The 16660-nt window shown below is 61.1% G+C and carries 14 protein-coding genes; 8 read left to right on the top strand and 6 right to left on the bottom strand.

Annotation, left to right across the window (positions count from 1 at the left end; genetic code table 11):
- Nucleotides 1-108: 108 nt before the first annotated feature.
- Nucleotides 109-996: a 3-keto-5-aminohexanoate cleavage protein gene (locus tag F8N49_RS15720; protein ID WP_024014602.1), complete on the bottom strand. Its 888-nt coding sequence runs from the start codon at nt 994-996 to the stop codon at nt 109-111.
- A 106-nt stretch (nt 997-1102) separates the two neighbouring features.
- The gene (locus tag F8N49_RS15715; RefSeq protein WP_024014601.1) at nt 1103-2047 is read right to left on the bottom strand and encodes a choline ABC transporter substrate-binding protein; all 945 of its coding nucleotides are present in this window, start codon (nt 2045-2047) and stop codon (nt 1103-1105) included.
- Between the two features lie 191 nt (nt 2048-2238).
- Here F8N49_RS15715 and F8N49_RS15710 point away from each other — a divergent pair, with 191 nt between their 5' ends.
- The gene (locus F8N49_RS15710; protein ID WP_151551873.1) at nt 2239-3183 is read left to right on the top strand and encodes a GlxA family transcriptional regulator; all 945 of its coding nucleotides are present in this window, start codon (nt 2239-2241) and stop codon (nt 3181-3183) included.
- 143 nt (nt 3184-3326) lie between these two features.
- On the opposite strand, the gene F8N49_RS15700 is transcribed toward F8N49_RS15710, so the two are convergent.
- Nucleotides 3327-3743: a DUF3010 family protein gene (locus F8N49_RS15700; RefSeq protein WP_016772815.1), complete on the bottom strand. Its 417-nt coding sequence runs from the start codon at nt 3741-3743 to the stop codon at nt 3327-3329.
- Nucleotides 3744-3791: 48 nt separating this feature from the next.
- Nucleotides 3792-4193, bottom strand: a complete 402-nt coding sequence (locus F8N49_RS15695) for a lysozyme inhibitor LprI family protein (RefSeq protein ID WP_122706822.1) — start codon at nt 4191-4193, stop codon at nt 3792-3794.
- 231 nt (nt 4194-4424) lie between these two features.
- Here F8N49_RS15695 and F8N49_RS15690 point away from each other — a divergent pair, with 231 nt between their 5' ends.
- From F8N49_RS15690 to F8N49_RS15665, 6 genes are all read left to right on the top strand, one after another.
- Complete coding sequence (locus tag F8N49_RS15690) at nt 4425-5402, top strand: dipeptidase (RefSeq protein WP_024014597.1); 978 nt, start codon at nt 4425-4427, stop codon at nt 5400-5402.
- Nucleotides 5403-5507: 105 nt separating this feature from the next.
- The gene (locus F8N49_RS15685) at nt 5508-6038 is read left to right on the top strand and encodes a 4-vinyl reductase (protein WP_039757633.1); all 531 of its coding nucleotides are present in this window, start codon (nt 5508-5510) and stop codon (nt 6036-6038) included.
- 15 nt (nt 6039-6053) lie between these two features.
- Nucleotides 6054-8114 (top strand): dimethylglycine demethylation protein DgcA, encoded by a 2061-nt coding sequence (gene dgcA, locus F8N49_RS15680; protein ID WP_041476756.1) that lies wholly within the window; start codon nt 6054-6056, stop codon nt 8112-8114.
- Between the two features lie 113 nt (nt 8115-8227).
- Nucleotides 8228-10177 carry a dimethylglycine demethylation protein DgcB gene (gene dgcB / locus F8N49_RS15675; protein ID WP_151551872.1) on the top strand — a complete coding sequence of 650 codons (1950 nt, stop codon included), beginning with the start codon at nt 8228-8230 and terminating at the stop codon, nt 10175-10177.
- A complete protein-coding gene (locus tag F8N49_RS15670) occupies nt 10177-11397 on the top strand; it encodes an electron transfer flavoprotein subunit alpha/FixB family protein (RefSeq protein WP_151551871.1) in 1221 nt (406 codons plus the stop codon). Before dgcB ends, F8N49_RS15670 begins: the two co-directional genes overlap by 1 nt.
- A gap of 9 nt (nt 11398-11406) precedes the next feature.
- On the top strand, nt 11407-12177 hold the full coding sequence (locus F8N49_RS15665) for an electron transfer flavoprotein subunit beta (protein ID WP_151551870.1): 771 nt from the start codon (nt 11407-11409) through the stop codon (nt 12175-12177).
- Between the two features lie 934 nt (nt 12178-13111).
- Here F8N49_RS15665 and gbcA read toward each other — a convergent pair.
- Complete coding sequence (gbcA, locus tag F8N49_RS15660) at nt 13112-14407, bottom strand: glycine-betaine demethylase subunit GbcA (RefSeq protein WP_016772823.1); 1296 nt, start codon at nt 14405-14407, stop codon at nt 13112-13114.
- A 296-nt stretch (nt 14408-14703) separates the two neighbouring features.
- On the opposite strand from gbcA, the gene gbcB reads away from it, so the two are divergent.
- Complete coding sequence (gene gbcB, locus F8N49_RS15650; RefSeq protein ID WP_016772824.1) at nt 14704-15804, top strand: glycine-betaine demethylase subunit GbcB; 1101 nt, start codon at nt 14704-14706, stop codon at nt 15802-15804.
- A 63-nt stretch (nt 15805-15867) separates the two neighbouring features.
- Here the strand turns inward: gbcB and F8N49_RS15645 are convergent, their stop codons facing one another.
- A complete protein-coding gene (locus F8N49_RS15645) occupies nt 15868-16401 on the bottom strand; it encodes a transposase (protein WP_151551869.1) in 534 nt (177 codons plus the stop codon).
- Nucleotides 16402-16660 lie beyond the last annotated feature (259 nt).

The following is a 16660-nucleotide window of genomic DNA, read 5'->3' as shown; positions in this document are numbered from 1 at the left end:
CGGTCTATCTGATGCCCCGGGTTGTCAGGTTTTGGGGCGGCTTCGCCACCCATCGGGGATAAATCCCCTCACCACAAAATTTATGTTCACAGGGAGAAAGGGTGAGGTTCAGCCGCGCTGGGTCAGGCCCATTTTTTTGCGACCTTCTGCCGGCGTCAGCACGCGGGCACCGAGGCGGCTGAGGATTTCCGTGGCGCGTTCGACCAATTGGCCATTGGTCGCCAGCACGCCTTTGTCCAGCCACAGGTTGTCCTCCAGCCCGACCCGCACGTTGCCGCCCAGCAGCACCGCTTGCGCCGCCATCGGCATCTGCATGCGGCCGATGCCGAAGCCGGCCCACACCGCGTCGGCGGGCAGGTTGTCGACCATGGCTTTCATCGTGGTGGTGTCGGCCGGCGCGCCCCACGGGATGCCCAGACACAGCTGGAACAACGGGTTGTCGAGCAAGCCTTCCTTGATCATCTGCTTGGCGAACCACAGATGCCCGGTGTCGAAAATCTCCAGTTCGGCCTTCACGCCCAGCTCGGTGATGCGCTTGGCGCCGGCGCGCAGTTGCGCCGGGGTGGAGACGTAAATGGTGTCGCCGTCGCCGAAGTTCAGCGTGCCGCAATCGAGGGTGCAGATTTCCGGCAGCAGTTCTTCAACATGGGCGAGACGGGTCAGCGGACCGACCAGATCGGTGTTCGGGCCGAACTCCATCGGTTTCTCGCCAGGGCCGATTTCCAGGTCGCCGCCCATCCCGGCGGTGAGGTTGACGATGATGTCGACGTCCGCCTCGCGGATGCGCTCCATCACTTCGCGGTACAGCGCCACGTCACGGCTGAACTTGCCGGTCTGCGGGTCGCGCACATGGCAGTGCACGACGGTGGCGCCGGCCTTGGCCGCTTCCACCGCGGCAGCGGCAATCTGTTTCGGGGTGACCGGCACGTGTGGACTTTTGGCGGTCGTGTCGCCAGCACCGGTGAGTGCGCAGGTGATGATGACGTCGTGGTTCATGATGCGTTTCCTTCAGGCGTGATGGGTCTGTCCGCAGCCCGTGGCGGGGCTGCGAAGCGTGTTTCAGTGGCCTCTCCCATCTGGGAGAGGGAGGTTCAATAAAGGGTTATTTGCTGGTCAGCTGGAGGTTTTCAGCAGCCGGTTTGCCATCGAAAGTCGTCACACCTTCAAGCCAGCGCTGTTTGTCTTCGGGGTGATCCTTGAGCCACTGCTTCGCCGACTCGAAGGCGTCCTTGTGATCGAGCAGCGGCTGCATCATCCGGCTCTCGGATTCGGCGGTGAACGTCAGGTTGGCCAGCAGGCGGCCGATGTTCGGGCATTGCTCGGCGTACTTCGGTGACGTGACCGTCCACACCGTGGCCATGCCTTCGTTCGGGCCGAGGGCGTCTTCGCTGCCGGTCAGGTAGGTCATCTGAATGTTGACGTTCATCGGGTGCGGCGCCCAGCCGAAGAACACCACGGCTTCCTTGCGCCGTACGGCGCGGTCAACGGCGGCGAGCATGCCGGCCTCGCTCGATTCGACCAGTTGGAATTTGCCCAGACCAAACTGGTTCTTGGCGATCATCGCTTTGATCTGCGTGTTGGCGCCCGAGCCTGGCTCGATGCCGTAGATCTTGCCGCCCAATTCCTTCTCGAATTTGGCGATGTCAGCGAAGGTTTTCAGGCCCTTGTCAGCCAGATAGGTCGGCACGGCGAGGGTGGCGCGGGCGTCTTTCAGGCTCGGTGCTTCGAGCACTTTGACCTGATTGGCCTCGACGAATGGCGTGATGGTCTGGGTCATCAGCGGGTTCCAGTAGCCGAGGAACAGGTCCAGGCGCTGATCGCGAATCCCGGCGAAGATGATCTGCTGCGAGGCGCTGGTCTGTTTGGTGCTGTAGCCGAGGCCGTCGAGCAGGACCTGGGTCATGGCACTGGTGGCGATCACATCGGTCCAGTTGACCACGCCCATGCGTACGTTCTTGCAGGAGGCCGGTTCGGCCGCCATCACGCCGGTGCTGAAGAAAGCGGTGCCGCTGAGTGCAAGAACGCAGCTGCTGATCAGTCGTTTCATGTCGGGTTCCTCGGCAGTTCGATTATTGTGGTTCCCGGCATCTGCGCGCCGGTGAGGCCAAGTTACGCAGCTATGCACCCGTGAAAGCGCACTGCGGCGACTGGCATTTGCACTGTAGCGACCTGCACGCTTGAACGCCGCCGATAATCGGCGTATCAACGAGCCACGCGACCCGCCAACCGAGTGCGCCCATGTCCCAGGATTTCTACTTTTTGCTGATGCCGGGGTTCTCCGCCATCGACTTTATTTCCGCGATCGAACCGTTGCGCGTGGCCAACCGCTTTCGCGGCGAGTTGTACCGCTGGCATGTGCTCAGCGCCGATGGCGGCGCGGTATTGGCGAGCAACGGCATGTCGGTCAACGCCGATGCGGCACTGGAGCCGCTGAAGAAAGGCGCGACCTTGCTGGTGGTGGCCGGCTTCGAACCGCTGAAGTTCATCACGCCGACGCTGGAGCACTGGTTGCGCAGGCTGGACAACGAAGGCGTAACCCTCGGCGCCATCGACACCGGCAGCTTCGTCCTCGCCGAAGCGGGCCTGCTCGATGGCCATCGCCTGACCCTGCACTGGGAGGCGATCGATGCGTTCAAGGAGTCTTATCCACAGCTCAGCGTCACCCAAGAACTGTTTGAGATCGACCGCCGGCGGATCACCTCGGCGGGAGGTACGGCCTCGATTGATCTGATGCTCGACCTGATCGCCCAGGCCCACGGCCCGCAACTGGCGATTCAGGTCAGCGAGCAGTTTGTGCTCGGGCGCATCCGCCCGCGCAAGGATCACCAGCGCATGGAAGTCGCCACGCGTTACGGGATCAACAACAAGAAACTGGTGCAGGTGATCGGCGAAATGGAACAGCACAGCGAACCGCCGCTGACCACGTTGCAACTGGCCGAGTCGATCAAGGTGACCCGGCGGCAACTGGAGCGTTTGTTCCGGCTGCATCTGAACGATACGCCGAGCAACTTCTATCTGCGGTTGAGGCTTGAGAAGGCCCGGCAATTGCTGCGCCAGACCGATATGAGCGTGCTCGAAGTCAGCATTGCCTGCGGGTTTGAATCACCGTCGTATTTCACCCGCAGTTACCGCGCGCGTTTCGCCCGCTGCCCCCGCGAAGACCGGCGTACCGCACAGGCGTGAATGGTTTCAGCAACACCCTAGAACCCTGTGGGAGCGGGCTTGCCCGCGATGAGGCCAGCACATCCAACATTGTTATTGCCGGACACACCGCCATCGCGGGCAAGCCCGCTCCCACAGGTTCGAAGGTGATTTCGGGAATCGGGTTATTTCTTCACCAACGCCGAGCACGCCGCCTTGTAAGCCTCATGCTGATATTTGTTCAACGTCCCCGGCAGCTCGAAATTGTGCTTCTTGGCCTGGGCATTGATCGTCTGTGGCGACAGCAGCGTCACCTCACAGCCATCAAGCAACTGAAACACACCCTCGATCTTGAACGTCGTCGGCCCACCGGCAAACTCGCCCTTTTTGCTGCGCTTTTTGATCGCAATCCGGTCCACCGAGTTCTCCCGCACAAACGACGCCACCTGCGCCGCAAACCGCCGCACGTTCGCCGCCTCGTCATCATCATCCAGAGCAATCTTCTTCGTGGCGAGAGGGACGTGGCTCAACGTCGAACCATCGAGCGCCGCCACGGCGATGATCGCTTCGCTGCCTTTGATTTCAATGCCGCAGATGTTCATGGGAATCCTTAGACTGGCTTAAGAGGTTCAGCTTACAGCTCAAAACACTCACTCCTGCCCGATCGACTCCAAAAACTCCGACCGTTCATCACTCATCCGCGCGACACAATCATTCTGCGCAATGGTGAAGGCCTTGCTTCCCGCCGTGGCCGGGAACGCTTCCACCGCGCAATCCGCATCCCGCGTCTTCAACCACTGCTGCTGGGCGGTTTTCAGTTTGGCGGTGATGTCGGCCAGTTGCATCGGGTTCTTGCCGTACGCGGTCTGCATGCGTTCGTTGAGGCTGGCGTAATTGTCTTTGAGCAGGTCTTCGGCGGTGCTGCGGCTGTAGGCGGAGCATTCCAGGGTCTGGATGTCGTTTTCCACCGCGTCGCACGGGTTGTTCTCGGATTCTTCGGCGGCGTGGGCGCCGGTCGCAATCAGTGCCAGGGCGAGGATTATTGATTTCATTGGGGTCGCTCTAATCCGTTGGTAGGTGCAGGCTGCGGCAGATTCTGGCGCAAGCGCGCGGGCTTGAACAGCCAGCCGAGGAGGGCGGCTGACGACCCTTTGTCGCGGATTGACGCTTTCGGCAATTCCCCTGTCGTTTTTGCACCCGGTCGCCCCGGCACCGAGGCATATGCTGGCCCCAAAGCGCCGGCAGACGATTCGGCGCATGAATCGCCAATAAGGGGACGCCTGATGAGCCCAGCCGAATTACACGCCGACAGCATCGTTATCGACGGTCTGATCATTGCCAAATGGAACCGCGAGCTGTTCGAAGACATGCGCAAGGGCGGTCTGACGGCGGCCAACTGCACTGTGTCGGTGTGGGAAGGCTTTCAGGCGACCGTGAACAACATTGCTGCCAGCCAGAAACTGATCCGCGAAAACAGCGACCTGGTGATGCCTGTGCGCACCACCGCCGACATCCGTCGCGCCAAGGAACAAGGCAAGACCGGCATCCTCTTCGGCTTCCAGAATGCCCACGCGTTCGAAGACCAGATTGGCTACGTCGAGGTGTTCAAGCAGCTCGGCGTTGGCATCGTGCAGATGTGCTACAACACCCAGAATCTGGTCGGCACCGGGTGCTACGAGCGTGATGGCGGCCTGTCAGGTTTCGGTCGCGAGATCGTTGCCGAGATGAACCGCGTCGGCGTCATGTGCGACCTGTCCCACGTCGGTTCCAAGACCTCCGAAGAAGTCATTCTCGAATCGAAAAAACCGGTCTGCTACTCGCACTGCCTGCCGTCGGGTCTCAAAGAGCACCCGCGCAACAAGTCCGATGCCGAGCTGAAGTTCATTGCCGACCACGGCGGTTTCGTCGGCGTGACCATGTTCGCGCCGTTCCTCGCCAAGGGCATCGATTCGACCATCGACGATTACGCCGAAGCCATTGAATACACCATGAACATCGTCGGCGAAGACGCCATCGGTATCGGCACCGATTTCACTCAGGGTCACGGCCAGGACTTCTTCGAATACCTGACTCACGACAAGGGCTACGCCCGCCGCCTGACCAGCTTCGGCAAGATCATCAACCCGCTGGGCATCCGCACCGTCGGCGAATTCCCCAACCTCACTGAAACCCTGCTCAAGCGCGGCCATTCCGAGCGCGTGGTGCGCAAGATCATGGGCGAGAACTGGGTAAGCGTTCTTAAGAACGTCTGGGGCGAATAACGCTTTCTCAAGACCGCCGCCGATCTGCCCCCTCTCCTGCGGGAGAGGGCTGGGGTGAGGGCCGCGGCCAACACTGAACCATCATTTTTCTGGAGTTAAGTTTCCATGGCCAAGATCGCCCCGCAATTGCCTATCGAAGTCGACAGCGAGACCGGTGTCTGGACCTCCGACGCCCTGCCAATGCTGTATGTGCCGCGTCACTTTTTCGTCAACAACCACATGGGCATCGAGGAAGTGCTCGGCGCTGAAGCCTATGCCGAGATCCTCTACAAGGCCGGCTACAAATCCGCCTGGCACTGGTGTGAAAAGGAAGCCGAATGCCACGGCCTGGAGGGCGTCGCGGTGTTCGAGCACTACATGAAGCGCCTGTCGCAGCGTGGCTGGGGCCTGTTCAAGATTCAGGACATCGACCTCGACAAAGGCACCGCCAGCGTCAAGCTCGAGCACTCGGCATTTGTCTATGTCTACGGCAAGGTCGGGCGCAAGGTCGATTACATGTTCACCGGCTGGTTCGCCGGCGCCATGGACCAGATTCTCGAAGCCCGTGGCAGCAAGATCCGTACTGTCGCCGAACAAGTCTACGGAGGCTCCGAAGAGGGCCACGATGACGGCTTGTTCATCGTCAAGCCGTTGTAAGCCGAGGACCGTGCCATGGCTTTCGAAGCAATGTTCCAGCCGATCCAGATCGGCAAACTGACCATCCGCAACCGCGTGCTCAGCACCGCGCACGCCGAGGTCTACGCGACTGACGGTGGCATGACCACCGACCGCTACGTCAAATACTACGAAGAGAAAGCCAAGGGCGGTATCGGCCTGGCCATCTGCGGCGGTTCGTCCGTCGTGGCGATCGACAGCCCGCAGGAATGGTGGAGTTCGGTCAATCTGTCCACCGACCGGATCATTCCGCACTTCCAGAATCTGGCCGACGCCATGCACAAGCATGGCGCCAAGATCATGATCCAGATTACCCACATGGGTCGTCGCTCGCGCTGGGACGGTTTCAACTGGCCGACCTTGATGTCGCCCTCGGGCATCCGTGAACCGGTGCACCGCGCCACTTGCAAAACCATCGAGCCGGAAGAGATCTGGCGAGTGATCGGCAACTACGCCCAGGCTGCGCGCCGGGCCAAGGCTGGTGGCCTCGATGGCGTCGAACTGTCGGCCGTGCACCAGCACATGATCGACCAGTTCTGGAGCCCGCGCGTCAACAAGCGTACCGATGAATGGGGCGGCAGCTTCGAAGGGCGGATGAAGTTCGGCCTGGAAGTCCTGAAAGCCGTGCGCGCCGAGGTCGGTGACGACTTCTGCGTGGGCATGCGCCTGTGCGGTGACGAGTTCCACCCGGACGGCTTGTCCCACGAGGACATGAAGCAGATCGCCAAGTATTACGACGACACCGGCATGCTCGATTTCATCGGCGTGGTCGGCTCGGGTTGCGACACGCACAACACCCTGGCCAACGTCATTCCGAACATGAGTTATCCACCGGAGCCGTTCCTGCATCTGGCTGCCGGGATCAAGGAAGTGGTCAAGGTGCCGGTGTTGCACGCGCAGAACATCAAGGACCCGAACCAGGCCACGCGCATCCTTGAGGGCGGTTACGTCGACATGGTCGGCATGACCCGCGCGCACATCGCCGACCCGCACCTGATCGCCAAGATCAAGATGGGCCAGATCGACCAGATCAAGCAGTGCGTCGGCGCCAACTATTGCATCGACCGTCAGTATCAGGGGCTGGACGTGCTGTGCATCCAGAACGCCGCGACCTCCCGTGAGTACATGGGCGTGCCGCACATCATCGAGAAATCCACCGGGCCGAAACGCAAGGTGGTGATCGTCGGTGCCGGCCCGGCCGGGATGGAAGCCGCACGCGTGGCTGCCGAGCGTGGCCACGACGTCACGCTGTTCGAGAAAAAAGACTTCATCGGCGGGCAGATCACCACCGCATCGAAAGCACCGCAGCGTGACCAGATCGCCGGCATCACTCGCTGGTTCCAACTGGAACTGGCGCGGCTGAAAGTCGATCTGCGCCTGGGCACGGCGGCGGATGCCGACACCATCATGGACCTGCGTCCGGATGTCGTGGTGCTGGCGGTCGGCGGTCATCCGTACCTTGAGCAGAACGAACACTGGGGCGCGGCCGAAGGGCTGGTGGTCAGCAGCTGGGACGTGCTCGACGGCAAGGTTGCGCCGGGCAAGAACGTGCTGGTCTACGACACCATTTGCGAGTTCACCGGCATGTCGGTCGCCGACTTCCTTGCCGACAAGGGCAGCCAGGTCGAGATCGTCACCGACGACATCAAACCGGGCGTGGCCATCGGCGGCACGTCGTTCCCGACCTACTACCGCAGCATGTACCCGAAAGAAGTGATCATGACCGGCGACATGATGCTGGAGAAGGTCTACCGCGAAGGCGACAAGCTGATCGCGGTGCTGGAGAACGAATACACCGGCGCGAAAGAGGAAAGGGTGGTCGATCAGGTGGTCGTCGAAAACGGCGTGCGCCCGGACGAGGAAATCTACTACGCGCTCAAGGACGGCTCGCGCAACAAGGGCCAGATCGACGTCGAAGCGCTGTTCGCGATCCAGCCGCAACCTTCGCTGAGCGAAGCGGGCGACGGCTACTTGCTGTTCCGCATCGGCGACTGTGTGGCGCAGCGTAATACACACGCCGCCATTTACGACGCACTTCGGCTCTGTAAGGATTTTTGACGGCTCAGCTGCAAGCCACAAGCTGCAAGCTGCAAGTAAAAGCACAGCCGATCCATGCTGCTCTTTCTTGCCGCTTGTAGCTTGCAGTTTGCCGCTCGCCAGAGGTGACTCTGATGTTGAACACCCTTCTTCCAATCCTGTTGTTCGCAGCCCTGGGCCTTGCGGTCCTCGGCGCGTTGCGGCGGATGAACATGTGGCGCCGGGGGCGGGCGGCGAAGGTCGATCTGCTCGGCGGTCTGCTGGCCATGCCCAAGCGCTACATGGTCGACCTGCACCACGTCGTCGCGCGGGACAAATACATTGCCAACACACACGTTGCCACGGCGGGCGGTGCGGTGGCGTCGATTGTGCTGGCCATTCTGGTGCACGGTTTCGGCCTGCATAACCGCATCCTCGGCTACGCCTTGCTGCTGATGTCGGCGGTGATGTTTGTCGGCGCGATCTTCATGTACCTGCGCCGGGTCAATCCGCCTGCGCGTCTGTCGAAAGGCCCGTGGATGCGCTTGCCGAAAAGCCTGCTGGCGTTCTCGGCGTCGTTTTTCCTGGTGACCCTGCCGGTGGCGGGGATCCTGCCGGAAAACTTCGGCGGCTGGGTGCTCGCCGCCATCCTCGGTGTTGGTGTGCTGTGGGGCGTGTCGGAACTGTTCTTCGGCATGACCTGGGGCGGGCCGATGAAGCACGCCTTTGCCGGTGCGCTGCACCTGGCCTGGCACCGTCGCCCGGAACGTTTCGGCGGCGGGCGCTCGACCGGTTTGAAGCCGCTGGACCTGAACAATCCCGATGCGCCGCTGGGCGTGGAAAAACCCAAGGATTTCACTTGGAACCAGTTGCTCGGTTTCGACGCCTGCGTGCAGTGCGGCAAGTGCGAAGCAGCGTGCCCGGCCTTCGCCGCCGGCCAGCCGCTGAACCCGAAAAAACTGATTCAGGACATGGTCGTCGGCCTCGCCGGCGGCACTGACGCGAAGTTCGCCGGCAGCCCGTATCCGGGCAAACCGATCGGCGAGCATGGCGGCAGTCCGCACCAACCGATCGTCAACGGTCTGGTCGACGCCGAAACCCTGTGGTCGTGCACCACCTGCCGTGCCTGCGTCGAGGAGTGCCCGATGATGATCGAGCACGTCGATGCGATCGTCGACATGCGCCGGCATCTGACCCTGGAAAAAGGCGCGACGCCGAACAAGGGTGCCGAAGTTCTCGAGAACCTTATTGCAACCGACAACCCTGGCGGTTTCGCCCCGGGCGGGCGGATGAACTGGGCGGCGGATCTGAACCTCAATCTGCTCAGTGAGAAGAAATCCACCGACGTGCTGTTCTGGGTCGGCGACGGCGCCTTCGACATGCGCAACCAGCGCACCCTGCGCGCGTTTGTCAAAGTGCTGAAAGCGGCCAACATCGACTTCGCCGTGCTCGGCCTTGAAGAACGTGACAGCGGCGATGTGGCGCGGCGTCTCGGCGACGAGGCTACGTTCCAGTTGCTGGCCAAGCGCAACATCCAGACGTTGGCCAAATACAGCTTCAACCGCATCGTCACCTGCGATCCGCACAGTTTCCATGTGCTGAAAAACGAGTACGGCGCCTTCGATGGCAACTACCTGGTGCAGCACCACAGCACCTACATGGCGGAAATCATTCAGGCCGGCGCGCTCAACCTCGGTCAGCACAAAGGCAACAGCGTGACCTATCACGATCCGTGCTACCTGGGCCGCTACAACGGCGAGTACGAAGCGCCGCGTGAAGTGCTGCGTGCCCTCGGCATCGAAGTCAAAGAGATGCAACGTTCCGGCTTCCGCTCGCGCTGCTGCGGCGGTGGTGGCGGCGCGCCGATCACTGACATTCCGGGCAAGCAGCGCATCCCCGACATGCGCATGGAAGACATTCGCGAAACCGGCGCCGAACTGGTGGCGGTGGGTTGTCCACAGTGCACGGCGATGCTCGAAGGCGTGGTTGAACCGCGTCCGCTGATCAAGGACATCGCCGAACTGGTCGCCGACGCGTTGCTTGAGGACGCCGCGCCAAGCAAGCCTGCCACCCCGGCCAAACGTGAACCTGCGGAGGTGCACTGATGAGCGACATTATCCGCCGCGACCCGCGCGCCGAATGGATTGCCCGTAACCGTTTGCACCCGCTGCACGCGGCGATGCAACCGGCGCAGCACAGCTGGATGGGGCCCAATGGCGTCATCCGCAAGAATCTGCACGGCATGGGTTTTATCGGCCCCAACGGCATCAAACGCATTGACCGCAGCGGCGCGCAGCAGGGTGGGGCGGTCAAACGCTCGGCTGCTGTTGAAGTGCAGTTGCCGCTGCATCAGGTACCGGCTCCGGCGTTCTACATCAGCGTGGTGCCGGATATGGTCGGTGGTCGCCTGAGCAGCCACGACCGCGATCTGCTCGGCCTCGCTCACCAACTGGCCGGCACCGATGGTGCGGTGCTTGCTGTGGTGTTCGGCGAACACAAGGAAAGCGCTTTCGAAACTGCTGGCGTCGATCGCCTGCTGGTGCTTGAAGGCGAGGAATTCAGCGGTTATGCACCGGAACAGCGGGTGCAGGGCTTGCGCGCTGTGGATAACCAGTTCAATCCGCGTCACTGGTTGCTGCCGGACAGCCGCAGCGGTGGCGGCGAACTCGGCCGGCGCTTTGCTGCAGCCTTGGGTGAGCGCCCGGCCACGCGGGTCTGGCAGGTTAAGGATCAGGAGTGCATCGGCCGCGCCGGGGCCGGATTGCAAGACCTGGCGCGTCCAGTGGCGCGGTTGATTCTCGCCGCTGCCGAATGCGCGGAGCCGGTCAGCGAAACCCGTCACGAAGCGTTGCCAGTGGAGTTATCCACAAGCGTCGCGCGCAGCTTGTCGCGAATCGAAGATCTTGGTGCCGTGGCGGTGGATCCGGCAGCGATTCCGATGGCCGAAGCGGAATTCATTTTCTCCGGCGGCAACGGGGTCAAGGATTGGCAGCTGTTTCACGAAACAGCGGCGGCCCTCGGCGCCACCGAAGGCGCTTCGCGGGTTGCAGTGGACGACGGCTTCATGGCGCGGGATCGCCAGGTTGGCGCGTCCGGCACCTGGGTCACCGCGCGGGTCTATGTGGCTGTGGGTATATCTGGCGCAATCCAGCACCTGCAAGGCATTGGCGCCTGCGACAAGGTGGTGGCAATCAACCTTGATCCGGGTTGCGACATGATCAAGCGTGCCGACCTTTCGGTAATCGGCGAAAGCGCAGAGATTCTGCAAGCGTTGATCGAAGCGGTCGCGGCTTACCGCAACGAAGCCAAGCGCGATGCGGCTTAAGGAAACCCTATGAACACGAACGTTATCAGTCTGGTTTCAATCGGCGCTCACCCGACTTCGGGTCGGCCACGGCGCGCCGATCAGGATGCGCGCGCGGTGGAACTGGGCCTGCAACTGGCTGGGGATAACCTGCAAGTGCTGCACGCCGGTGATGTTGCCGAGCCGGCCCTGCGTGCCTATCTGGGCATGGGCCTGGAACAGCTGCATGTGCTGGAACAACCCGCCGGCGCCGATGCCTTGCCGGCGCTGACCGCATACCTGCGCGATGCCGGGGCGCAAGTGGTGCTGACCGGCAGTCAGGCAGAAACCGGGGAAGGTTCGGGGATGTTGCCGTTCCTGCTGGCCGAAGGTCTGGGCTGGCCGCTGGTGGTGGGCCTGGCGCAGGTCGAATCGATCAATGACGGGGCGGCGCTGGTCCTGCAAGCGTTGCCGCGCGGGCAGCGACGCCGCTTGAAGGTCAAACTGCCGTTTCTGGCAACTGTGGATAACGCCGCACCGAAGCCTCGGCAGAGCGCGTATGGCCCGGCACGACGGGGCGAATTGGCCGCCGACGACGTTGAAGTGGTGGAGGACCAATTGTTGGCCGTCGCCACGCTGCAACCGGCCAAGCCACGGCCCAAGCGCTTGAAGGTGATCAAGGCGAAGAGCGGCGCCGACCGGATGAAGGCTGCGACGGCCAAGGCCAGTGGCGGCGGGGGGCAGGTGCTTAAGGGCGTTACCGCGCAGGCTGGGGCGGAGGCGATTCTGAAGCTGCTGATTGAAGAGGGCGTTGTCCGCTGAAAAGCCCCTCACCCTAGCCCTCTCCCAGAGGGAGAGGGGACCTACCGCGGCGAATTGGCCAAGTACACCGACCTGCGACATGGCGGTGGCCTTGGTCTGGCCAAGCCTGAGATCAATACAATGTTTCAGGTCGATGTAACCTCACTAGTCGACGCGGTCGGCCTCGGCCCCCTCTCCCTCTGGGATAGGGTTGGGGTGAGGGGAAGCGGCTTACCCACATTCCCTGTTGGCGAAGCTGTGGATAACGTGTTCGCCCTTCCGCGCATCCCACGCCATTCAAGCCTTCCAGCCATAAGATCAAAAAACGATCAGCGTAACTCACGGATTTCTCGGGCTTTTCCCTCGGTATAAATCGAGAAGTTGCCCCCAATCTCTGTTGGCGCTTCTGTGGATAAGATGTTCGCTATCAGCTGTAGGCCATATGGACCGTGGCTTCCATTGGCTTGATCAATTATTGATCAAATGTGATCCCCGGGCGCCGAGAGCTGTTAAGGCGAACGGGTTTTCCCCAGTCATAGGTGTTTTCCACAGAAGAGTGAAAGTTGTCCCCGATCTCTGTTGGCGCTTCTGTGGATAACGTGTTCGCTACCCGCTGGAGGCCTTTGAAACCGTGGTCTGCATGGCGTTGATCAAAAAACGATCGATCGTTTTCAGAAACTGTGATTCAGAATAAGTCACGGTTTTTCTTTGCAAATCAGCAAGATATTTTTCGACTCATCCACAGTTACCCCCATTTGCTGTGGGCGGGTGTGTGGATAACTTGTTTGCGGAAGGCTGGAGGGCTTGGTGGGTCTGGGGTCGGGGGTGGTTGATCGGAAATTGATCAATGAGACTTGTGATGTAGGTCAGGACGCCTTCGCGAGCAGGCTCGCTCCCACAGGGGAATGCATTCCACCTGTAGGAGCTGCCGCAGGCTGCGATCTTTTGTTCTTGATCAGCCCTGGACCGGTACGCCTTTGAGGTAAGGCGCAGGCTCTGCCCCGAGGTTGTTCAACATCCGCTCGCTGTACCAATCGACGAAGTTGACCACGCCGAATTCATAGGTTTTGGAGTAAGGCCCCGGCTGGTAAGCGGTGGAGTTGATCCCGCGCTGGTTTTCCTCAGCCAGACGGCGGTCCTGATCGTTGGTCGCGTCCCACACCTGGCGCATGCGCTCGACATCGTAATCGACACCTTCCACCGCATCCTTGTGCACCAGCCACTTGGTGGTGACCATGGTTTCCTGAGCGCTGATCGGCCACACGGTGAAGACGATGATGTGATCACCCATGCAGTGGTTCCACGAGTGCGGCAGGTGCAGGATGCGCATTGAGCCCAGGTCCGGGTTCTTGATGCGGCCCATCAGTTTCGCGCAGCCCTGTTTGCCGTCGAGGGTCATCGACACGGTGCCCTTGAGCAGCGGCATGCGCACGATGCGGTTGCGCAAGCCGAAACTGGCGTGGGCGTAAGGGATCTTTTCCGCTTCCCAGGCAGCGGCGGAGGCGGCGACATGATCCTTGAACGCCTGATCGGCGCGCGGGTCGGTGACGTCGTCCCACTCCAGCAGGGTTTTCAACAGTTCCGGGTGCGACGCGTTGCAGTGGTAGCACTCGCGGTTGTTTTCCAGCACCAGTTTCCAGTTGGCCTTTTCCATCAAGGTGGTGGTGATCGCCACCTTGGTGTTCTCCATGTCGTACGGTTCCATGTAATGGTTAAGCGTCGACAGGAAGTCATCGATGGCCGGCGGGTTCTCCGCCAAGCTGATGAAGATGTAACCGCCTGCGGTTTTCACGTTCACCGGTTTGAGGCCGTACTGCTTCATGTCGAAGTCGGCGCCCATCTCGGTGCCGGCGAACAACAGCCGACCGTCCAGTTCGTAAGTCCACTGGTGGTAATGGCAGACCAGTTTGGCGACTTTGCCTTTTTCACTGGTGCACAGGCGCGAGCCACGGTGGCGGCAGACGTTGTGGAACGCGTGCACCACGCCCTCGGCGCCACGAATGACGATGATCGGGTTCTTACCGACCTGCAGGGTCAGGTAGTTGCCCTTGGCCGGGATCTCGCAGGTCATGCCAGCGATCAACCATTCCTTCTGGAAGATCTCCTGCATATCGATATCGAACAGGCGCTCGTCGCTGTAGAACGGTTGCGGCAGGGAAAAGGTGCGCTCGCGCTCCTGGAGCATTTGTGCGGTGGCCTTGCGTGCGGGTTCCAGCGGATCGCCCAGGCTGATTTTTGCGGTGACGTCCATCGATGTAATCCTCATGGCCCTCTGCGTGGCCGGCGAAAGTGGCTGATCAGGTGTGCTGCAAAACGGTTGCTACGCAAGGTGTAAAGAAGTCGTCTTGTGTTGGGGCGAGTGTGGGGCCGGCGCTGGGGGGAACCTTATCCATGCGCGACATGGCGCAATCTGTTCCCGACGCGCAAGCCCCGGTGTTCAAGGGCTGGTCGCGATAAGTATGTCAATGTCGCGGATAGGTAAACGCACGGTCTGCGCTATACGCAGAATCGCCGACAAGAGGCCGACAGTCGGCCGTGGAGAACAGCATGTCCAACAGCTTCCTGAATCCGGTCACCACCCAGACCTGGGCCAATGGCCGACACATTGTCCGTTGCGTCAAAGTCATCCAGGAAACCTGGGATGTGCGCACCTTCTGCTTTATGGCCGACCAGCCGATCCTGTTCTTCTTCAAGCCGGGGCAATTCGTCACCCTGGAGCTTGAAATCGAAGGCCAGCCGATCATGCGCTCCTACACCATCTCCAGCTCGCCGTCGGTGCCGTACAGCTTCTCGGTCACGATCAAGCGCGTGCCGGGCGGCAAGGTCTCGAACTGGTTGCACGACACTTTGCATGAGGGGCAAGAACTGGCGGTGCACGGCCCGGTCGGGCTGTTCAACGCCATCGACTTCCCGAGCCCGAAGGTTCTGTATTTGAGCGGCGGCGTCGGCATCACGCCGTGCATGTCGATGGCGCGCTGGTTCTACGACACCAACGCCAATGTCGACATGACTTTCGTGCACAGCGCGCGCTCGCCGAAAGACATCATTTACCACCGCGAACTCGAGCACATGGCGTCGCGGATCGACAACTTCAGCCTGCACCTGATCTGCGAAAAGCACGGCCTCGGCGAGCCATGGGCCGGTTATCGCGGTTACCTGAACCACAAGATGCTCGAACTTATGGTTCCGGACTTCCTCGAACGCGAAGTGTTCTGCTGCGGCCCGACGCCGTACATGACCGCGGTCAAACGCCTGCTGGAAGCGGCCGGCTACGACATGTCGCGCTATCACGAAGAATCCTTCGGCGCCACGCCACCCGAGGCCCGCGCCGACGCGGTGGAACAGGCCGAACAAGCCGCCGATGCGCCGGAAATCGACGCCGCGGATCTGCATCAGGTCGAATTCACCGCCTCCGGCAAAAGCATTCGCGTCGGCCCGGGCGAAACCGTCCACGCAGCCGCCGCCAAGCTCGGTCTGATGATCCCGAAAGCCTGCGGCATGGGCATTTGCGGGACATGCAAGGTGATGAAACTGGGCGGCGAAGTGGAGATGGAGCACAACGGCGGGATTACCGAGGATGACGAGGCGGAAGGATTTATCCTGTCGTGCTGCAGCGTGCCGAAGGGGGATGTGCGGATTGAGTTCTGAGGCTTTTATGATCGTTCCCACGCTCCGCGTGGGAATGCCGCCCGGGACGCTCCGCGTCCCCTTTCAATACCAGCGCTGAATCTCGATCATTCCCTCCATTCCCGCGTAGTCCCTGGCACTCGAATAACGCCAATGCTCCGGTAAGTCCACATATCCGCGTTTCACCGGATTGTTGTGGATGTATTCAAGCTTCTGACGCATCACAGATTCGCTGTAGACCATCTCCGCGTGCGCACCTTCTTGCCACAGTTGATACACCCGGTCCTGCTTATGCGCGCGTTTGCTGAAGCGCAGACGCTGCAAGGCTTTGTCGGCGCCTTTGGTTTGCAAGTCATTGATGATTTGTCGCGCGGTGAAGGACTTGAACTGGCTGAGGCATTTGCTCAGATCGGGTGCTTGGGCGACGAAGTGCAGGTGGTTTTCCAGAATCACGTAGCCGTATAGCTTCAAGTCATGATGAGCCTGTTGATATCGCCAGCAGTTGAGCAGGTGCTCAACGATGTACGGGCGGATGAACAGCGGCAACCACTCCATTACGGTGCAGGTCAGGAAATGCGGTTTGTCGCTTTCGGTAATCGTATAGCGGTTGCGGCCCATGGGATTCGATCCTTGAATCTTGCGGTGCGAATGAGATGGAACGCGGAGCGTCCCGAGATGCATTACCACGCGGAGCGTGGGAACGATCAGGGTGGGGCCGGAGTAGGGAACGTGCTAGAAGAGACGTCTGCAACTACAGTGGGAAAAGTCATTCCCGACCTAAGATCGTTCCCACGCTCTGCGTGGGAATGCAGCCACTGACGCTTTGCGTCATAGCGGTTTTCAGCCTGTCGCCAAGGGTGAGGCTGGAACGCGGAGC

This window comes from Pseudomonas sp. GXM4, assembly GCF_008923895.1.
Lineage (GTDB): Bacteria > Pseudomonadota > Gammaproteobacteria > Pseudomonadales > Pseudomonadaceae > Aquipseudomonas > Aquipseudomonas atacamensis.
Note: the sequence above shows the minus strand (reverse complement) of the source record. Positions and strands in the feature narration are given on the sequence as shown.

Bases quoted from the DNA above. Each gene is read 5' to 3' on its own strand.
- F8N49_RS15720 (WP_024014602.1), bottom strand. From the start codon at position 996: ATGAACCACGACGTCATCATCACCTGCGCACTCACCGGTGCTGGCGAC.
- F8N49_RS15715 (WP_024014601.1), bottom strand. From the start codon at position 2,047: ATGAAACGACTGATCAGCAGCTGCGTTCTTGCACTCAGCGGCACCGCT.
- F8N49_RS15710 (WP_151551873.1), top strand. From the start codon at position 2,239: ATGTCCCAGGATTTCTACTTTTTGCTGATGCCGGGGTTCTCCGCCATC.
- F8N49_RS15700 (WP_016772815.1), bottom strand. From the start codon at position 3,743: ATGAACATCTGCGGCATTGAAATCAAAGGCAGCGAAGCGATCATCGCC.
- F8N49_RS15695 (WP_122706822.1), bottom strand. From the start codon at position 4,193: ATGAAATCAATAATCCTCGCCCTGGCACTGATTGCGACCGGCGCCCAC.
- F8N49_RS15690 (WP_024014597.1), top strand. From the start codon at position 4,425: ATGAGCCCAGCCGAATTACACGCCGACAGCATCGTTATCGACGGTCTG.
- F8N49_RS15685 (WP_039757633.1), top strand. From the start codon at position 5,508: ATGGCCAAGATCGCCCCGCAATTGCCTATCGAAGTCGACAGCGAGACC.
- dgcA (WP_041476756.1), top strand. From the start codon at position 6,054: ATGGCTTTCGAAGCAATGTTCCAGCCGATCCAGATCGGCAAACTGACC.
- dgcB (WP_151551872.1), top strand. From the start codon at position 8,228: ATGTTGAACACCCTTCTTCCAATCCTGTTGTTCGCAGCCCTGGGCCTT.
- F8N49_RS15670 (WP_151551871.1), top strand. From the start codon at position 10,177: ATGAGCGACATTATCCGCCGCGACCCGCGCGCCGAATGGATTGCCCGT.
- F8N49_RS15665 (WP_151551870.1), top strand. From the start codon at position 11,407: ATGAACACGAACGTTATCAGTCTGGTTTCAATCGGCGCTCACCCGACT.
- gbcA (WP_016772823.1), bottom strand. From the start codon at position 14,407: ATGGACGTCACCGCAAAAATCAGCCTGGGCGATCCGCTGGAACCCGCA.
- gbcB (WP_016772824.1), top strand. From the start codon at position 14,704: ATGTCCAACAGCTTCCTGAATCCGGTCACCACCCAGACCTGGGCCAAT.
- F8N49_RS15645 (WP_151551869.1), bottom strand. From the start codon at position 16,401: ATGGGCCGCAACCGCTATACGATTACCGAAAGCGACAAACCGCATTTC.